This window comes from Microbacterium sp. 1.5R, from assembly GCF_007667425.1.
Classification (GTDB): Bacteria; Actinomycetota; Actinomycetes; order Actinomycetales; family Microbacteriaceae; genus Microbacterium.
This window is the reverse complement of sequence record NZ_VDRC01000001.1, coordinates 209,158-227,332: the sequence shown is the minus strand read 5'-3', so window position 1 is coordinate 227,332 and position 18,175 is coordinate 209,158. Positions and strand designations below refer to the sequence as shown.

The window sequence follows — 18,175 nt, the reverse complement described above, 5'->3', positions numbered from 1 at the left end:
GGGCCCCCGGTAGGCTGAATCCATGGCTGCTGCGCGTACTTCCTCCCGTGGCGCGGCGTCGTCGGCGAAGATCCGGCAGCTGTCGTGGCGCGACCCGCGTCCCGCCCAGATCGTGCTCGTGTCCGGCCCTGAAGAGGTGTGCGCCGAGCGCGCGATCGCCGGTGTGCGGGATTATCTGCGCGCGGAGGATCCTGCTCTCGAGGTCACCGATGTCCGCGCCGATGACTATGCGCCGGGAACACTCCTCGCACTCACCTCCCCGTCTCTGTTCGGCGAACCGCGTCTCGTGCGCGTCGCAGGCGTGGAGAAGTGCACCGATGCCTTCATCCAGGAGGCGGTGTCGTACCTCGACCACCCGCAGGAGGGCGCGACGGTCATCCTGCGCCACACCGGCGCGAGCGTGCGCGGCAAGAAGCTGCTCGACGCCGTCAGAGCCGGAACGGGTGAGGGCGTCGAAATAGCCTGCCCCGCGATCAAGCGCGACGGCGACCGCGTCGACTTCGCGGCCGGGGAGTTCAAGGCGGCGAAGAAGCGCATCGCTCCACCCGCGCTGCGTGCCCTGGTCTCGGCGTTCGCAGACGACCTCACGGAGCTCGCCGCCGCCTGTCAGCAGCTGATCGGCGACGTCGAGGGCGACATCACCGAAGAGGTCGTCACGAAGTACTACGGCGGCCGGGTCGAGGTCTCGGCATTCGTCGTCGCCGACACGGCGATCGCCGGACGCTACGGCGAGGCGCTCGTGGCCCTGCGTCATGCGCTGGCATCGGGCGCTGACCCGGTCCCGATGGTCGCCGCGTTCGCCATGAAGCTGCGCACCATGGCCCGTGTAGCCGGCAATCGCGAGCCGAGCCGCCAGCTCGCTCAGCGACTGGGCATGAAGGACTGGCAGGTCGACCGCGCCCGCCGCGACCTCGCAGGGTGGAACGAGTACTCGCTGGGTCTCGCGATCCAGGCGACGGCGCGGGCCGACGCCGAGGTCAAGGGCGCTGCCCGCGACCCCGTCTTCGCGCTGGAACGCATGCTGACCGTCATCGCCACCCGACGACCCTTCGGAGAAGACTCGTGAGACTCCTGCTCATCCGCCACGGACAGACACCGAGCAACGTGGTCGGGGCCCTCGACACCGGCCGTCCGGGGCCAGGGCTCACCCCGCTCGGTCATGCCCAGGCGGCAGCGATCCCCGCCGCCCTCTCCGAGGAACGCATCGACGCGATCTATGCATCGCCTCTCGTGCGCACTCAGCTCACCGCGACTCCGCTCGCCGAGGATCGCGGTGTGGACATCGAGATCATCGAGGGTCTGGAAGAGATCTCGGCCGGTCGCTGGGAGATGCACAGCGACCGCGAGGCCCTCGAGGCCTACGTGGGTGCCGCGCGGCGGTGGCTGACCGGCGAGCTCGACTTCGCGATCGAGGGCGGCGAGAGCGGTACTGAGTTCCTCGCGCGCTACGACGCGGCGATCGCCCACGTCGCAGCCCGCAACGTCGACGGCGCGGCCGTCGTCGTCAGCCACGGCGCCGCGATCCGCGTCTGGGCCGCCGCGAGGCTCGACGGCATCGATCTCGACGACGCTGTGCACTGGCGGCTCTACAACACGGGCATGTGTGTTCTCGACGGCGACCCGGACTCGGGATGGCGCCTGATCTCGTGGCGGGAAGAGCCGCTCGGCGGTCTCGACCTCGAGGATCCGTCTGCTCTCGATGTCCCGGCCGAACCGGTGGGGGAGCCCGGCGATCCGGTCGAGACCCCCGCGGGCTGAGAGACGGCGCCCACCGACGTAGCGCCGCCGCACTGCAGCGCGTGGCGCGCCGTGCAGGATCCTCGTAAGAGCGTGCGGCATGACGTACGGCAGCGCGTGCAGCAGCCCCGGCCGCGCACGAGAAAGGGCCCGTCTCATCGAGACGGGCCCTTTCTCAGTGGTCGATGCTCAGAGAGCGGAGACCTTCTTGGCGATGGCCGACTTGCGGTTCGCAGCCTGGTTCTGGTGGATGACACCCTTGCTGACGGCCTTGTCGAGCTTGCGGGTCGCCGTCTTCACAGCGGCCTCGGCGGCAGCCTTGTCGCCCGAGGCGATGGCGGTGCGGGCGGCGCGGATGTGCGTCTTCAGCTCGCTCTTGACGGCCTTGTTGCGCTCGTGCGCCTTGTCGTTGGTCTTGTTGCGCTTGATCTGCGACTTGATGTTTGCCACGTGTGGACGCTTTCTGTACGGAGGTTGTTCGGAATGCCGGCAGAAGAAGAGGGCTTCCGCACGACGGTCGTGAGGGAAGAACCCACACGCAAGCCAAGAGTCGAGTCTACCAGCAGTCGAGCCGTTCGCCCTAAACGGGTGACCGCGGGTGCACAATCGAGCGTATCCGCGGTCTGCCGCCGACCCGAGCTCGACGACGCCGTCAAGGAGCGACATGATTCAGGCACTGATCTCCGGCATTCGCGCCGCCCACCGACGAAGCCGCCGATGAGCGACGGCATAGGTGTGGGCGCCCGCTGGCTCACCCTCTTCACGGTCGCGTGGCTGGCGATCTGGATGGTGCAGCTCACCCCGGTGCAGCTCCTGCTGCCTCTGCAGCTCGATACGCCCGAGGACGACTGGATCCGCGGGGTCGTCTCCTCGGGCTTCGTGCTGGGACTCGGCGGCCTCGCGGGCATCGTCGCGGGTCCGGTCGCCGGAGCGCTCTCCGACCGCGTGGGCGCCGGGCGCCGCAGACGTCGGCCGTTGGCGCTCGGAGGAGTTCTGCTGACCGCGGTGTTCCTCGTGATCACCGGATTCGCCGAGGGCGCGTGGGCCGTCGGCCTGGCATGGGTGGGCGTCTCCGTCGGCATCGCCGTATCGTCGGCGGCGTTCACCGCCCTGATCGCCGACCAGCTCCCCGAGACGCGGCGCGGCGCGGCGTCCGCGGCGGTCGGGTCGAGCCAGGCGGTGGGCATCGTGCTCGGGGTCGGAGTCGTCGTGCTCGTGGGGCTCGGTGTCCGCGACGGCTATCTGCTGCTGGCTGCGATCATCGCCGTCGCGGGCTCGACCGCGGCGCTGCTCCTCCCTGATCCGCCTGCGGCTCAGGTCGTCGCGACGCGGCGACGCAGTCCGCTGCTCTCCGCTCTCCGTGACTCCGACTTCGCCTGGATGCTGTCAGGACGCCTCGTCACGAACATCGGGAACGCGCTCGGGACTGCGCTCTTCCTCTTCTTCCTGCTCCACGGCCTGCATCAGGACACCGTGACCGCTCAGGACAACCTGCTGCTGCTCATCGTCGTCTACACGGTGTTCGTCGTGCTCGCAGCGGTGCTCACCGGCATCCTCTCCGACCGCACCGGGAACCGGCGCTCGCTCACGGTGGCCGCCACCCTCGTCCAGGCGACCTCGGGAATCGTGATCGCGATCGTTCCCACGTTCGAGGCCACGATGGTGGCCGCCGCGCTCATGGGCGTCGGCTACGGTGCCTTCTCGACCGTCGGACTCGCGTTCGCAGCCGACCTGCTCCCCGACGAGGACGACCACGCCCGCGATCTCGGCATCGTCACGGTCACGGCCGCGCTCGGACAGCTCATCGGCCCGGTGCTCGGTGCGGGCCTCGTCGCGCTCGTCGGCGGTTTCTGGCTGGTGTTCGTGGCGGCGGCGGTGTTCTCGCTCGCCGGCGGCATCCTCACCGCTCGCGCGGGCTCGCGGACTCGTCCTGCGCGGCGTCGACCGTCGCGATCGCCAGACGCAGCACCGCGTTGAACACCTGTGGACGCATCGCGGTGACGAGGTGGGTCGTGCGTGGCACGACGATGAGCTCGGCGTGCGGGGCCAGCCGCTGGAAGAGCGTCTCGTTGACGCGGAGCTGATCGTACTGGCCGTTGACGAACCACAGCGGAATCCGGATCCGCTCCACCGCGGTGGCGAGGTCGAGGGCGGCGAGGTTGCTCAACGCGACGTCCTGCGTATCGAGGGCGTAGCCGCCGGCGGCGAAATCGGCGCGGGTGTCGACCGGGATGGTGGCGTCGAGGATGCGCTGAGTGATCCACATGCCGCGGTCGGGCAGTCGATCGACCGCCCGAGCGATCGTCCGGTAGGCGCGCAGCCCCGCGCCTCGGGGGAGGGCGGTGCAGGAGGCCGCGACGAGCGCGGCGATCGGCGGCTTCTCCGCGCCGCCGACGTAGGCGAGGCAGAGCAGACCGCCCATCGAATGCCCCACGAGGAGCACCGGTCCGCGTGTCGCGGCGTCGCGCACCGCGGCATCGATCGTGTGAAGCGCCTCGTGCAGAGTGAAGTCCTCGGCCATCCGGGTGCCGTGGCCGGGTAGATCGACGGCGACGGCGGGGACGCCGGCCTCGGCGAGGTACGCGAGCTGAGAGCGCCACATGGTGGCGGACGTGCGGATGCCGTGCACGAGGACGATCTGCACGGTCACGGTCTCAGCATAGGGAAAGCGGGGCCGGTGGATACCCACCGGCCCCGCTCAGTCACTCAGGGAGACTGCTTACTTCTCCCAGCCGACGTTCTCGACTGGCTGGACTCCGAAGAGGTCCAGACCCACGTAGGGCTCCGGCGTGAGGTTGGCGAGACCCTCCTTGACCGTGAAGATCGAGGGACCGTTGTAGAGCGGGATGACGCCCCAGGTCTCCTTGATGATCTCGGGCTCGAGCTTCATCGTCGCGGCGGTCCAGTCCTCAGCCGTGGTCTGCGACTCGACCTGGTCCTTGATCTTCTCGTCGATCTCGGCCGTGCCGGTACCGGAGAGGTTCAGACCGCTGTCCGAGCAGTAGAGCTGGCAGAAGTACAGCGGACCGAACGGGTCGGAGTCCGTGAAGCGCAGGGAGAAGGCATCCCAGTTCTTCGTGCTGAAGTCGGTCGAGAAGTCCGCGGGTGCGCGCTTCTCGATCTGCAGGTCGATGCCGACCGCCTTCTGCTGCTGCTGCAGCGCCTTGGCGAGGGCCTCCTGCGTGGGGTCGTCGCTGTGCACCGGGAAGACGATCGAGAGCTTCTCGCCGTCCTTCTCGCGAATGCCGTCGTCGCCCTCGGTCCAGCCCGCCTCGTCGAGGAGCTTCTTGGCACCGTCGACGTCGAACTCCAGACCGGCCTCACCGAACGAGTCGGCGTATCCGTCCTGGAAGTCGTAGAGGTTGAGCGAACCGGCCTTGGCCTCTTCGTAGCCGAGGCCGTTCCACGCGATCTGCTTCTGCTGATCGATGTCGATCGCCTTGAAGAACGCCTCGCGCACCTTCAGGTCCTGCAGCTGCGGCTTCTCGGCGTCGACGATGACGATCGTCTTGGCGGTCTGCTGCGAGCGGTAGGTGACGACGTCGTCCATGTCGGCGACCTGCGCCAGGCGGTCCTTGGTGTTGGTGCCGACCATGTCGATCTCGCCGTTCTTGAAGGCGTTGATCGATGCGGCGGCGTCCAGACCTGTGAAGGTCACCTTGTCGAGCAGCGGAGCGTCGCCCCACCACTTCTCGTTCGGCTCGAAGGTGACGCTCTGGCCGTTGACGTCGTACTCGGTCAGCTTGTACGGACCGGCGCCCCACTCGGGGTGCGGGTTCTCGATGTACGCGGTGTTGAAGACATCGGCCGAGTTCACGTTCGGGTTGAGGATGCCGTTGAGGAACGGCATCTTCGGCCAGGCGAACTCGCCCTTGAAGGTGACGATGACGTCCTTATCGGTGTCACCCGCGACGACGGACTCGATCTCCTTGTACCCGTCGGTCGAGCTCGTCTCGTAGGCCTCGTCCTCGCCGCTGTTGGCCTTCCACGTGGTCTCGAACGCCTTGTAGTCGATCGGGGTCCCGTCGTTGTAGACGGCCTTCTCGTTGACCTTCATCGTGATGACGGTCTTGCCGTCCTTCTCGCTGATGTCCCACTCGTCGAGGTACGCGGGGTTGGCCGAGACGTTGCCCTCGGGGTCCATCAGGAACACCTGGGGGTTGTACCAGGAGCTGAGGCGCTGCGTGTCGGCGCTTCCGTTGCCGTTGAAGGGGTTCATCTGCGGGGTGACCTCGTTGATGCCGAAGTGGACCTCGCCCCCTTCCTGCAGGTTCTCGCGGGGCTGCGGGTTGTAGTCCGCGGCCTTCGTCTCCTGAGGCTCGTTGCCTCCGTCGGTTCCGCCATTGCCGTTGCCCGCCGCACATCCGCTGATCACGAGTGCGAGGGCGCCACTGAGGGCGATGACGCCCGTCAGCTTCGTGGTGCTTCTCATGGTGCTCCTTTCGCCTTTCGGCGTTTCCATAAGGGGGAGGTTAGTTCGCCGAGGTCCGTTACGCCTCGGATGACGACCAATATCGGCATACCGTTATCGGACCTTAACCGGCCGCCCGATCGCGGGCGGCCGGCGGTCTCGTCAGGATGCGACGGGCTGGTCCGTGAGCGTGCTCGGATCGAACACGATGCGCTGCCGACCGCGCTCGATATCAGGGTCCGGAACGGGGATCGCCGACAGCAGGGCCTTGGTGTACGGGTGCTGCGGGTTGTCGAAGACATCGTCGACGTCGCCGTGCTCGACGAACTCGCCGAGGTACATGACCGCCACGCGGTCGGCGATGTGCCGGACCACCGAGAGATCGTGCGCCACGAACAGGTACGACAGCCCGAGCTTGACCTTCAACTCGTCGAGCAGGTTGATGACACCCGCCTGGATCGACACGTCGAGCGCCGACACCGGCTCGTCGAGCACCACGATCTTCGGGTTGGTCGATAGGGCACGGGCGATGCCGATGCGCTGACGCTGACCGCCCGAGAACGCGCCGGGGAAGCGGTCGAGGTGCGCCGGGTTGAGACCGACCAGGTCCATGAGCTCCTGCACGCGACGCTGCGAGTCGGCGCGGGAGACGCCGATCGCGATCATCGGCTCGGCGATGATGTCGCTCACCGTCATCCGGGGGTCCAGCGCACCCATCGGGTCCTGGAACACGATCTGGATGTCGCGGCGGAGCTCGCGCTCCTGGCGACCGCTGCTGATGTCGCCGACGCTCGTCCCCGCGATCACGATGTCGCCGTCGTCCTGCTTGGCGAAGTCCATGATCTGCAGCAGGGTGGTCGTCTTGCCGGAGCCGGACTCGCCGACGATCGCCATGGTCTCGCCCTCGCGCACGTCGAAGCTGATGCCCTTGACCGCATGCACCTCGCCGACCTTGCGCTTGAAGACGGCGCCCTTCATGAGCGGGAACGACTTCGTCATGTTGCGGACCTCGAGGGTCACCGGACGCTGCTCGCGCGGCGTGCGGGTGAGGTCGCTCTCCGGGACCTCGTGCACGGGGTAGACGGGCAGGCCGCCGATCAGGCCGCCGTCCTCGATCTCGCCGGAGCGGATGCATGCCGCGCTGTGCGCCGCGTCCGTGCCGGTCGCGACGGGCAGCAGTTCGGGTTCGCTCGCGCGGCAGGCATCCCGCACGATCGGGCACCGGTCTGCGAAGGGGCACGCGTCCGGGAGGTCGATGAGCAGGGGCGGGTTGCCCTTGATGGGCACCAGCGGCTGCTTCTCGGCCTTGTCGACGCGCGGGATGGCGCCGAGCAGACCGATCGAATACGGCATCCGGGTGCGGTGGAAGAGCTCCCGCGCCTCGGCGTGCTCGACCGGCTTGCCCGCGTACATGACGATGACGTCGTCGGCGGTGCGGGCGACGACACCCATGTCGTGGGTGATCATGATGACCGCAGCCCCGGTCTCGTCCTGCGCCTTCTCGATGAGGTCGAGGATCTGCGCCTGGATGGTCACGTCCAGCGCGGTCGTCGGCTCGTCGCAGATGATGAGCTTCGGGTTGTTGGCCATCGCGATCGCGATGACGACGCGCTGGCGCATCCCGCCCGAGAACTCGTGCGGGAACGACTTCATCCGCTTCTCGGGCTCGGGGATGCCGACGAGCGAGAGCAGCTCGACGGACCGATCCCACGACTCGCGCTTCGAGAGATTCCGATGCACGGTCAGGGCCTCGACGAGCTGGTCGCCGATCGTGAACACGGGGGTCAACGACGTGAGGGGGTCCTGGAAGACCATGGTCATGCCGTTGCCGCGGATCACGGACATCTGCCTGTCGCTCTTGCCGAGGAGCTCCTGACCGTCGAAGACGATCGATCCGGTGACCTTGGCGTTTTCGTCGAGCAGTCCCATGATCGCGAGCGAGGTGACCGACTTGCCCGATCCGGACTCGCCGACGATGCCGAGCGTCTTGCCGGCCTCGAGGTCGAAGGAGACCCCTCGGACGGCGTCGACGCGGCCGGCCTCCGAGGGGAAGCTGACGCGCAGGTCGCGGACGGAGAGGACGGTGGATGCTGGAGTGGTGCTCATGCGCGGCCTCCCGCCGCAGAGGTGGGATCGAGAGCGTCGCGGAGACCGTCGGCGACGAGCGCCATGGAGACGGTCAGCAGCGTCAGTGCGGCAGCGGGGAAGTAGAACACCCACGGGGCACTCGTGATCGTGTTGGCGCCGCTGCCGATCAGGGAGCCGAGCGAGACGTCGGGGATCTTCACGCCGAAGCCGATGAACGACAGACCGGTCTCGGTGATGACCGCGGCCACGACGCCCAGCGTGAAGTTGATCACCAGCAGCGAGCCGATGTTCGGCAGCAGGTGGCGCAGCACGATCTTCATGCCCCGAACGCCCATGTAGCGCGCAGCGTGCACGTACTCGCGTTCCCGGAGCGACAGCGCCATCGTCCAGATCACGCGGGCCTGGAAGAACCAGCCGATGAAGATCAGGGCGAGGGAGATGACGCGCCAGTCACCACCCGCGCTGTTGGAGACGAGCGCGAGGATGAGGAAGGTCGGGATGACCATCAGGAAGTGGATGATCAGGAGCGTCGTGCGCTCGACGAAGCCGCCGAAGTACGCCGCTGCCGTTCCGACGATCGCCGAGATCGCGGTCGTGCCGACCGACACCGTCACGGCGATCATGAGCGAGCGCTGCAGCCCGATCGACACCTGGGCGAAGAGGTCGTTGCCGGCAGGCGTGGTGCCGAACCAATGCTCGCCCGACGGCGGCGTGCCGAGGTTCAGGAAGTCGAGGAAGATGTGGTCGTATCGGGCGACCAGCGGCCCGATGATCGAGAACAGCACCAGGGCGATGAAGATGAAGACGCCGAAGACGGCCGGCTTGTTGCGCATGAAGCGCCGGTAGTACAGACCGAACACCGACATGCGCTTGCGCTGTACGGCGGCGGGTGCCGGGGTCTCGGCCTCTGCGGTGTGGAGAGTGGGGTCGATCATTTCGGTGCTCATGTCAGCTCACTCTCACTCTCGGGTCGAGGACGACGACGGCTATATCGGCGAGGATGGCCCCGATGGCCGTGAGGACGGCGCCGAACGCGGCGATCGCCACGACGCCGTGGACGTCGTTCTTGCTGATCGTGTCGACGAAGTACTTGCCCATGCCGTTCCACCCGAAGATGGTCTCCGTGAGGATCGCACCGGTGAACACCGTCGGGATGGTGAAGGCGAGCTGCGTGGCGACCGGGATCAACGAGGGGCGGAGGGCGTGCTTGCGGATCGCCTGCTGCTTCGTGAGTCCCTTGGCCCGCGCGGTGCGGACGTAGTCGGCCTTGATGTTGTCGAGCAGCAGGGACCGCTGGAGCAGGTGGTAGTTGGCATATCCGGTGATCACGAGTGCGATCGTCGGAAGCGTCAGATGCTGCAGCTTGTCGATGATGTACGGGAAGAATCCGTCGACGCCCTTGCCGCCGGCTCCGGTGACGTAGAAGACGCGCACCCCCACCGCCTCGTTGAACGAGATGGCGAGCAGCACGATGCCGAGCGCCGCGACGACGATCGGGATGTTCATCGTGACGATCGAGGTGGCCTGGCCGATGCGGTCGGCGACCTTGTACTGCCGCGACGCCGTGTACACGCCGAGCGCGATGCCGAGGACGGCGCCGAGGATGGTCGCGCCGATGACGAGTTCGCCCGAGATCCACATGCGGTAGGCGATCTGGTCGTTCACGGACTGCCCCACGGGGCTCTGGCCCCAGTCCCACCGCAGCAGGATTCCGGTGAACCAGTCCCACCAGCGCTGGACGAGGGGAACGGTGTCGCTGAGCCCGAGGGGCTCCAGCATCCGTGTCACTTCCTCGGGGGAGAGGGGAGGGCGACGGCCGACGTAGTTGCTCCGCGGATCGAGGAACGACCACGCGAGGAAATAGGTGACGTTGGTCGCAACCACGATCATCAGCAGCCAGCCGAGTGAGCGGCGCAGGAGATACTTGATCAAGGTGTTGATTCTTTCTCTTTTACAGACGCGCGCGGGATCTGCCGACGCAACGCTGAGCCGGGAGACAGTCAATCACCATCTGCCGATCTGCGCGAGACGACACCTGCACAGGGCCTGTGACGGAGTCTTATCGCCCGTGGGATCCGGTGTCAGGAACGGCCCCCGGGCAACCTGGGCAGAATAGCACCGGATCCGGCGAATCGAGCATCGCCGACACCTCACCGTAGAATCGTCGGGACATGTCACCACGCGCCCTCACTCCGCTTCAGCCTGCCGCGACGCCCGCGACGCAGATCCGCAACTTCTGCATCATCGCGCACATCGACCACGGCAAGTCGACACTCGCCGACCGGATGCTCCAGATCACCGGGGTGGTGTCGGATCGCGACATGCGGGCGCAGTACCTCGACCGCATGGACATCGAGCGCGAGCGCGGCATCACCATCAAGAGCCAGGCGGTGCGGATGCCGTGGGAGCTCGACGGTCAGACCTTCGCGCTGAACATGATCGACACCCCGGGGCACGTCGACTTCACCTACGAGGTCTCCCGTTCGTTGGCCGCCTGCGAGGGCGCCATCCTGCTGGTCGACGCCGCGCAGGGCATCGAGGCGCAGACGCTCGCGAACCTCTACCTCGCGCTCGAGAACGATCTGCACATCATCCCCGTGCTGAACAAGATCGACCTCCCGGCCGCCGACCCGGACAAGTACGCGAAGGAACTCGCGTCGCTCATCGGCGGAGATCCGGCGGATGTGCTGCGCGTCTCCGGGAAGACGGGCGTCGGTGTCGAGGAGCTGCTCGACCGTCTGGTGCAGGAGATCCCCGCACCCGTCGGCGACGCGGAGGCCCCGGCGCGCGCGATGATCTTCGACTCCGTGTACGACGCGTACCGCGGCGTCGTGACCTACGTCCGCATGGTCGACGGCAGCCTCTCGCCTCGTGAGCGCCTCCAGATGATGTCGACCGGCGCGAACCACGAGGCTCTCGAGGTCGGCGTGTCGAGCCCCGAGCCCACCCCGACCAAGGGACTCGGTGTCGGTGAGGTGGGGTATCTCATCACGGGCGTGAAGGACGTGCGCCAGTCGAAGGTCGGCGATACGATCACGACCGCCCGCAAGCCCGCGACGGACGCCCTCGCCGGATACACGGATCCCAAGCCCATGGTGTTCTCGGGCATCTACCCGATCGACGGCAGTGACTACGCCGAGCTCCGCGAGGCCCTCGACAAGCTCAAGCTCTCCGATGCATCCCTGCAGTACGAGCCGGAGACCTCGGTGGCTCTGGGGTTCGGATTCCGCTGCGGCTTCCTCGGTCTGCTGCACCTGGAGATCATCACCGAGCGCCTGGCGCGGGAATTCGGCCTCGACCTCATCACGACCGCGCCGAGCGTGATCTACGAGGTGCTGACCTCCGACACCGGAGAGACCGTCACCGTCACCAACCCGAGCGAGTATCCGGACGGGCGCATCGGCTCGGTGTCGGAGCCCATGGTGAACACGGCGATCCTGCTGCCGAAGGACTACGTGGGCACCGTCATGGAGCTGTGCCAGTCGCGCCGGGGAACGCTCCTGGGGATGGAGTACTTCTCCGAGGAGCGCGTCGAGCTGCGCTACACGATGCCGCTCGGCGAGATCGTCTTCGACTTCTTCGACCAGCTCAAGTCCAAGACCCAGGGGTACGCCTCCCTCGACTACGAGCCGGCCGGGCAGCAGGAGGCCGACCTCGTCAAGGTCGACATCCTCCTGCAGGGTGACAAGGTCGACGCCTTCAGCTCGATCGTGCACCGGGACAAGGCGTACGCCTACGGCACGCTCATGACCGAGCGTCTGCGCAAGCTCATCCCTCGTCAGAACTTCGAGGTGCCGATCCAGGCAGCGATCGGTGCGCGGATCATCGCCCGAGAGACCATCAGGGCGCTCCGGAAGGACGTGCTCGCGAAGTGCTACGGCGGTGACATCAGCCGGAAGCGCAAGCTCCTCGAGAAGCAGAAGGAGGGCAAGAAGCGCATGAAGATGGTCGGTCGCGTCGAGGTGCCCCAGGAGGCTTTCATCGCCGCACTGTCGGGTGATGTCGAGGGCAAGGACAAGAAGTAGGTGCGGCGCCCGCCGTACGAGCGCGGCGTCACGAGGCACGCGCTGGTCGACGTCCCTTCTGGGCTGCGGGCGGAGGAGCGGTCGGTCGAGGTGCCGGAGACGGCCAGGCCCGCCGTCTCGGCACTGATCCGTTCCTGGGAGTTCAAGCGGCGAGCCGGCTTCGGCACGCCGGACGCAGCCCCGAAGGAGGGGCAGGAGGGCCGACTGTCGAAGCGGGTTCTCGGCGTCCGGTTCAGCGAGCCGATCCGCGTCGTGTGGGCGTCTGAGCACGGTTTCGGTTACGAGACGCGCCCGGGACACCCCCTCTACGGAGAAGAGTCCTTCGTGCTCGACGACGGGGTCTTCACGGCGCGGTCGATCTCCCGCCCGGCGACCCTGCTGTGGGTCGTCCTCGCACCCGCACTGCGGTGGATGCAGCGGTCCACTCACGACCGCTACATCGCGATCGTCTCCGCCGAGGTGAGGCGCTGCATCGACTCGGGTCGGGGGCCCGCTGGTCGCGGGTCGGGTGTTCGTCCAGGCAACCCCAAGTAGGCTGGATCACATGCGGCGCGGGACTTTCCGAGACGACACGGTTGACTATGCGGCTGTGGGTGCGACCCATGCGCCCGATCTGATGCAGTATCCGCCGGAGCGCAGCATCCCCGCGGAGAACTCGTGGCGCATCGGCAGCGGCGTCGACCGCTTCCGGAGCGCCGGAGAGGCGCTGCTGTCGTGGACCGCGCAGCGCGCAGCCGGCCTCACCGTCGAGGATGTGCGACCCGCGCCGGGTCCCGCCTACGCGGGCGTCAGCTTCGATGCCGAGGGCGCCCCGATCGCTCCGAGCAAGACCGAGGTCGAGCAGCGGTTCGACGCGGAGGGCGTGCCGTTCGCCGGCGCCGGCATGACTCTGCGTCTGCGCGGTCGCGTGGCCAACATGCACGCCGACGCGGAGCTGCGCGTCATCTCCGTCACCGAAGAGAAGCGTCGCATCGGGTTCGTGCTCGGCACCGTCGGCGGATCGGTCGTGCGAGGCGAGGAGTCCTTCGACATCGAATGGCGAGACGACGACGAGGTGTGGTTCACGGTTCGCGCCTTCGACGCACCGAACTCGCTGCTGTACCGCCTGGTACCAGCGCTCGTGAAGCGGCGCCGGCGCGAGCTGTTCGCCCGCTATCTGCGCGCGATATCACCGCTGTACGCGACCCCCGTCTGATGGCAGGACCGCTTCCCCTCGGAGATCCCGCCCCCAGTGACGGACGCCTGCCGGCAGATCTGCCGATCGATACGGCCGTGCCGTTCTCGGCGTACCTGCACATCCCCTTCTGCAGCGTGCGGTGCGGGTACTGCGACTTCAACACGTACACGTCCGGTGAGCTGCGCGGAGCCAAGCAGGAGGACTACGCCTCGACGCTGATCGGTGAGATCGCGCTCGCGCACGGGGTGCTGTCGGATGCCGGGGCGCTGCGACCGATGGACACTGTCTTCTTCGGCGGCGGCACCCCGACGCTGCTCCCCGCCGGCGACCTCGCGAGGATGCTGGGAGCGGCGACCGCGGCCTTCGGCCTCGCCGACGGCGCCGAGGTGACGGTGGAGGCGAACCCCGACACCGTCACCCCGCAGGTGGCGCAGACTCTCGCCGAGGCGGGGGTCACCAGGCTGTCGGTCGGCATGCAGTCGGCCGTGCCGCACGTACTCGCCGCGCTCGATCGCACCCATCGTCCCGAGAACGTCCGCACGGCGGTCGCCGCGGCGAAGGACGCCGGCCTCGCAGTCAGCGTCGACCTCATCTACGGTGCACCGGGGGAGTCGCTCGCAGACTGGGAGGCATCGCTCGACGCGGCGCTGGAACTCGAGTCCGACCACGTCTCGGCCTACGCGCTCATCGTCGAGGACGGCACCAAGCTCGCCCGACAGATCCGTCGCGGCGAGGTGCCGACTCCCGACGACGATCTGCAGGCCGACATGTACGAGCTCGCGGACCGACGCCTCGCGGAGGCGGGATTCGAGTGGTACGAGGTGAGCAACTGGGCGCGTACCCCTGCGCAGCGCTCACGCCACAACCTCGCGTACTGGCGCGGGAGCGACTGGTGGGGCTTCGGCCCCGGCGCGCACAGTCATGTCGCGGGACTGCGCTGGTGGAACGTGAAGCACCCGGCGGCGTACGCCCAGCGGTTGGCGGCATCAGAATCCCCTGCCGCGGGTACCGAGCGACCGGATGACAGGTCGCGGATGCTCGAGCGCGTCCTTCTGCTCAGCCGCATCCGGGAAGGGATAGCGGTCGACGAGCTGCAGCCCGACAAGCGCCCGAGGGTGGCGGGGCTGATCGCCGACGGGCTCGTGGACGCGGCGTCGGCCGTGCGGGGGCGGGTGCAGCTCACGCTCCGAGGCCGTCTGCTCGCCGACGCGGTGGTGCGGGAGCTCACCGACTGACCGCGGGCGCCGGTCGCCTCCGATCGACACGGCAGCGGGCGTGGCGGCGCCGCGTTCAGCGCAGGTGTCGGCGCGGCGAGTAGAATTGGCACTCGTAACCGGTGAGTGCCAGGCGAGGGGAGTCGAGATGGTCAGCGAAAGAGGCCTTCAAGTGCTCCGCGCGATCGTGCAGGACTACGTCGAGACCCACGAGCCGGTCGGCAGTCGGTCGATCGTCGACCGCTACTCGTTCGGCGTCTCGGCTGCGACGATCCGCAACGACATGGCGCTGCTCGAAGACGAAGAGCTGATCGCCGCGCCGCACACCTCGTCGGGGCGGGTGCCGACCGACAAGGGGTATCGCGTCTTCGTCGATCACCTCGCTCAGCTGCGTCCGCTCTCCGGCGCGCAGCGCACCGCGATCGAGTCGTTCCTCACGGACCCGGCCGACCTCGACGACCTCATGGCCCGCACCGTCCGCGTCCTCACGCAGCTGACCGGCCAGGTCGCGTTGGCGCAGTATCCCTCGTTCGCCCGCGCGCAGCTCACGCACATCGAGCTCGTCGGACTCGCCCCGAATCGACTCCTCGTGGTGCTCGTGACGGATGCGGGTGGCGTCTCGCAGCGCATCGCGCCGCTGCCGGCCGACGTCGACGAGTCCGACATGGCGCTGCTGCGGGCCCGCCTGTCCGCCCTCCTCGCCGGTCGCGCCGTCAGCGACGCGGCCGATCGGCTGCAGGGGCTGCTCGCCGACGAGCAGCACGCGAAGGATGCCGTGCTCCGCGCCCTCGCGACGGTGATCGTCGAAGAACTCGGGACGTTCCGGCAGGAGCGCCTCGTGATGGCCGGCGCCGCGACGCTCGCTCGACGCGAGCAGGACTTCCGCGGCAGCATCCATCCGCTGCTCGAGGCCATCGAGGAGCAGGTGACGCTCATCAGGCTGATGAGCGAGATGGAGGCCGACGCCCAGGGGCTCGCCGCCAGCATCGGCACCGAGAACGCGTCGTTCGGTCTCGGCGAGGCGTCGATCGTCGCGAGCAACTACGCGGCGCGCACCGGCACCGCACGCGTCGGCGTGATGGGGCCGACGCGCATGGACTATCCGAGCAATCTCGCGGCAGCGCGGGCCGTGGCCCGCTATCTGTCGCGGTTGCTCGACGAAGACGAGGCCGCCCGCTGACGCGGGCGACCGGACTACACGCAGAAGGGCCATTGTGGCGGACCACTACGAGGTACTGGGCGTCTCGCGCGACGCATCGACCGACGAGATCAAGAAGGCGTACCGACGTCTGGCGCGTCAGCTGCACCCCGACGTGAACCCCGGCGACGAGGCGGCCGAGAAGTTCAAGCTCGTGACTCACGCCTACGACGTGCTGAGCGACGACGAGTCCCGTCGTCGCTACGACATGGGCGGCGGCGACGGCGCGGCGGGGAACTTCGGGGGCTTCGGCGGTTTCGGCGACATCTTCGAGACGTTCTTCGGTGCGGCGCAGGGCGGCGGGCGCGGGGCTCGACCGCGCTCGCGCAGGGAACGCGGGCAGGACGCCCTCGTGCGTGTCACGCTCGACCTGGGCGACGTCGTGTTCGGCGCGCACCGCGACATCGAGGTCGACACGGCCGTGCTCTGCGAGACCTGCCAGGGGTCGTGCTGCCAGGCGGGCACGTCGCCCGTGACCTGCGACATCTGCGGTGGCACCGGTCACGTGCAGCGCCAGGTGCGCAGCCTGCTGGGCAACGTCGTGACCTCGCAGCCCTGCGGGACGTGCGAGGGGTACGGCACCACCATCCCCTACCCGTGCGGCACCTGCGGCGGTCAGGGACGCGTGCGCTCGCGTCGCACGGTCTCGCTCGACATTCCCGCCGGCGTCGAGACGGGCCTGCGGCTGCAGCTGCCCGGGTCCGGCGAGGTCGGCAAGGCGGGCGGTCCGAACGGCGACCTGTACGTCGAGGTGACGGTGAACCCGCACCCCGCGTTCAGCCGCGACGGCGACGACCTGCTCGCGACGCTCGAGGTCGCGATGACGGACGCCATCCTCGGCGCAGAGACGACCATCCAGGGTCTCGACGGCGAGGTCGATCTCGAGATCCGCGCGGGTGTGCAGTCCGGCGACGTGCTGACGATCAAGGGCCGAGGCATCACCCCGCTGCGCGGCACCCAGCGAGGGGACCTGCGCGTCGGCGTGCAGGTGCTGACCCCGACGAAGATCGACTCGGCGCAGCGCGCCCTCATCGAGGACTTCGCCAAGAAGACGAAGGCGCCCGCGCCCCAGCTCGCACAGTTCCAGCAGGGACTGTTCTCGAAGCTCCGCGACCGCTTCCGCTCGCACTGACCCGGGAGTCCCGATGGCACTGCACTTCCTCGCCGAGTCCTCGTCGGATGCCGTCGTCGGCGACCTCGTCGCTCTCACCGGAGCCGAGGCCAAGCACGCGGCTGTGGTCAGGCGCCTGCGCGTCGGCGAGCAGGTCACGGTCGGCGACGGCCGAGGCGTCTGGCTCACCGGCGAGACCGAGCAGGTGTCGCCCTCGCTGGTCGAGGTGCGGGTGACGGAGCGCCGGGTCACCGATCAGCCGGGGCCCCGGCTGATCCTCGTGCAGGCCCTCGCGAAGGGCGACCGCGATGAGCTCGCGGTGCAGGCCGCGTGCGAGCTCGGAGTAGATGAGATCGTTCCGTGGCAGGCGAGCCGCAGCGTGTCTCGGTGGGATGGGCCGAAGGCGGTCAAGGGTCGGGAGCGCTGGTCGACGATCGTGAGAGAAGCCGCCAAGCAGGCTCATCGTCCCTGGGTTCCCGTGGTCGCGACGCCCTCGGCGACCAAAGACCTCGTCGCCCGCGCGGCGACCCAGCGGGTGGTGCTTCTCGATCCGAGCGCCTCGACGCGACTCTCGGCGCTCGAGGCGGACGACCGCGACCTCGTGCTCGTCGTGGGGCCGGAGGGTGGCATATCCGATGAGGAGATCTCGGTTCTCGAGGCAGCCGGCGCCGAGCGCGCGCTGCTCGGCGACACCGTTCTCCGGACCTCGACAGCGGGCCCCGCGGCGATCGCGGTGCTGTCGGTGACCCTCGGCCGGTGGTGACCCGCTCGGCCGCACGTCGGTCCCGGTCAGTAGACTGGAATCATGTCCGAACCCTCGATCTTCACACGCATCCTCAACGGCGACATCCCGGGTGAGATCCTGCTGGACACGGGTCGCGTCTTCGCGATCCGCGACATCGACCCGCAGGCACCGCTGCATGCGCTCGTGATCCCCAAGACCGAGGACTACCGCGACGTCACCGAGCTGGCGTCCGGCGACCCGGCACTTCTCGCAGAGATGGTCGCCGCCGCGAAGCAGCTCGCAGACGAGCACGCGAACGGCGAATACCGCCTGATCTTCAACAACGGCGCCAGCGCCGCCCAGTCCGTCTTCCACGTGCACGCCCATGTGCTCGGCAACATCGAGGAGAACAAGCTCGTTGGCTTCTGACGACGACATCAACACCACCGACAGCTCCGTCACCGAGCGGATCTACGCCGACGGCATCGCC

Annotated in this window: 17 protein-coding genes; 11 read left to right on the top strand and 6 right to left on the bottom strand. The window is 68.3% G+C overall.

Annotated elements, in window-relative coordinates:
* The first annotated feature begins 22 nt into the window (after positions 1-22).
* Positions 23-1,066, top strand: coding sequence for a DNA polymerase III subunit delta (holA, locus tag FSY98_RS01165; RefSeq protein WP_144873007.1), 1,044 nt, complete (start codon positions 23-25; stop codon positions 1,064-1,066).
* Complete coding sequence (locus FSY98_RS01160) at positions 1,063-1,758, top strand: histidine phosphatase family protein (RefSeq protein WP_144873004.1); 696 nt, start codon at positions 1,063-1,065, stop codon at positions 1,756-1,758. The genes holA and FSY98_RS01160 overlap by 4 nt, the downstream gene beginning before the upstream one ends.
* Before the next feature lie 168 nt (positions 1,759-1,926).
* On the opposite strand, the gene rpsT is transcribed toward FSY98_RS01160, so the two are convergent.
* Positions 1,927-2,187 carry a 30S ribosomal protein S20 gene (gene rpsT, locus FSY98_RS01155; RefSeq protein ID WP_144873001.1) on the bottom strand — a complete coding sequence of 87 codons (261 nt, stop codon included), beginning with the start codon at positions 2,185-2,187 and terminating at the stop codon, positions 1,927-1,929.
* Positions 2,188-2,454: 267 nt separating this feature from the next.
* On the opposite strand from rpsT, the gene FSY98_RS01150 reads away from it, so the two are divergent.
* Positions 2,455-3,714: an MFS transporter gene (locus FSY98_RS01150; RefSeq protein WP_144872998.1), complete on the top strand. Its 1,260-nt coding sequence runs from the start codon at positions 2,455-2,457 to the stop codon at positions 3,712-3,714.
* On the opposite strand, the gene FSY98_RS01145 is transcribed toward FSY98_RS01150, so the two are convergent.
* From FSY98_RS01145 to FSY98_RS01125, 5 genes are all read right to left on the bottom strand, one after another.
* On the bottom strand, positions 3,638-4,387 hold the full coding sequence (locus tag FSY98_RS01145) for an alpha/beta fold hydrolase (protein ID WP_144872996.1): 750 nt from the start codon (positions 4,385-4,387) through the stop codon (positions 3,638-3,640). The genes FSY98_RS01150 and FSY98_RS01145 overlap by 77 nt on opposite strands.
* Before the next feature lie 69 nt (positions 4,388-4,456).
* Positions 4,457-6,169, bottom strand: coding sequence for an ABC transporter family substrate-binding protein (locus tag FSY98_RS01140; RefSeq protein WP_144872993.1), 1,713 nt, complete (start codon positions 6,167-6,169; stop codon positions 4,457-4,459).
* A gap of 141 nt (positions 6,170-6,310) precedes the next feature.
* A complete protein-coding gene (locus FSY98_RS01135) occupies positions 6,311-8,254 on the bottom strand; it encodes an ABC transporter ATP-binding protein (protein WP_144872990.1) in 1,944 nt (647 codons plus the stop codon).
* Positions 8,251-9,183: an ABC transporter permease gene (locus FSY98_RS01130; protein WP_186307508.1), complete on the bottom strand. Its 933-nt coding sequence runs from the start codon at positions 9,181-9,183 to the stop codon at positions 8,251-8,253. Before FSY98_RS01130 ends, FSY98_RS01135 begins: the two co-directional genes overlap by 4 nt.
* A 1-nt stretch (position 9,184) precedes the next feature.
* Entirely contained in the window at positions 9,185-10,168 is a 984-nt protein-coding gene (locus tag FSY98_RS01125; RefSeq protein ID WP_144872987.1) for an ABC transporter permease, read from the bottom strand.
* Positions 10,169-10,407: 239 nt separating this feature from the next.
* Between FSY98_RS01125 and lepA the strand changes: the two genes are divergently transcribed.
* The 8 genes from lepA (at position 10,408) to FSY98_RS01085 (ending at position 18,114) form a co-directional block, all read left to right on the top strand.
* The gene (gene lepA, locus FSY98_RS01120; RefSeq protein ID WP_144872984.1) at positions 10,408-12,261 is read left to right on the top strand and encodes a translation elongation factor 4; all 1,854 of its coding nucleotides are present in this window, start codon (positions 10,408-10,410) and stop codon (positions 12,259-12,261) included.
* The gene (locus FSY98_RS01115) at positions 12,262-12,795 is read left to right on the top strand and encodes a DUF1990 family protein (RefSeq protein WP_144872981.1); all 534 of its coding nucleotides are present in this window, start codon (positions 12,262-12,264) and stop codon (positions 12,793-12,795) included.
* 10 nt (positions 12,796-12,805) lie between these two features.
* On the top strand, positions 12,806-13,456 hold the full coding sequence (locus FSY98_RS01110) for a DUF1990 family protein (protein ID WP_144872978.1): 651 nt from the start codon (positions 12,806-12,808) through the stop codon (positions 13,454-13,456).
* Positions 13,456-14,673 (top strand): radical SAM family heme chaperone HemW, encoded by a 1,218-nt coding sequence (gene hemW, locus FSY98_RS01105; protein WP_144872975.1) that lies wholly within the window; start codon positions 13,456-13,458, stop codon positions 14,671-14,673. Before FSY98_RS01110 ends, hemW begins: the two co-directional genes overlap by 1 nt.
* A 127-nt stretch (positions 14,674-14,800) precedes the next feature.
* Positions 14,801-15,832 (top strand): heat-inducible transcriptional repressor HrcA, encoded by a 1,032-nt coding sequence (gene hrcA, locus FSY98_RS01100; RefSeq protein WP_144872972.1) that lies wholly within the window; start codon positions 14,801-14,803, stop codon positions 15,830-15,832.
* Positions 15,833-15,866: 34 nt separating this feature from the next.
* Positions 15,867-16,982 (top strand): molecular chaperone DnaJ, encoded by a 1,116-nt coding sequence (gene dnaJ, locus FSY98_RS01095; protein ID WP_144872969.1) that lies wholly within the window; start codon positions 15,867-15,869, stop codon positions 16,980-16,982.
* 13 nt (positions 16,983-16,995) lie between these two features.
* Entirely contained in the window at positions 16,996-17,724 is a 729-nt protein-coding gene (locus FSY98_RS01090) for a 16S rRNA (uracil(1498)-N(3))-methyltransferase (RefSeq protein WP_144872966.1), read from the top strand.
* Positions 17,725-17,766: 42 nt separating this feature from the next.
* The gene (locus FSY98_RS01085; protein ID WP_144872963.1) at positions 17,767-18,114 is read left to right on the top strand and encodes an HIT domain-containing protein; all 348 of its coding nucleotides are present in this window, start codon (positions 17,767-17,769) and stop codon (positions 18,112-18,114) included.
* Positions 18,115-18,175: the final 61 nt, after the last annotated feature.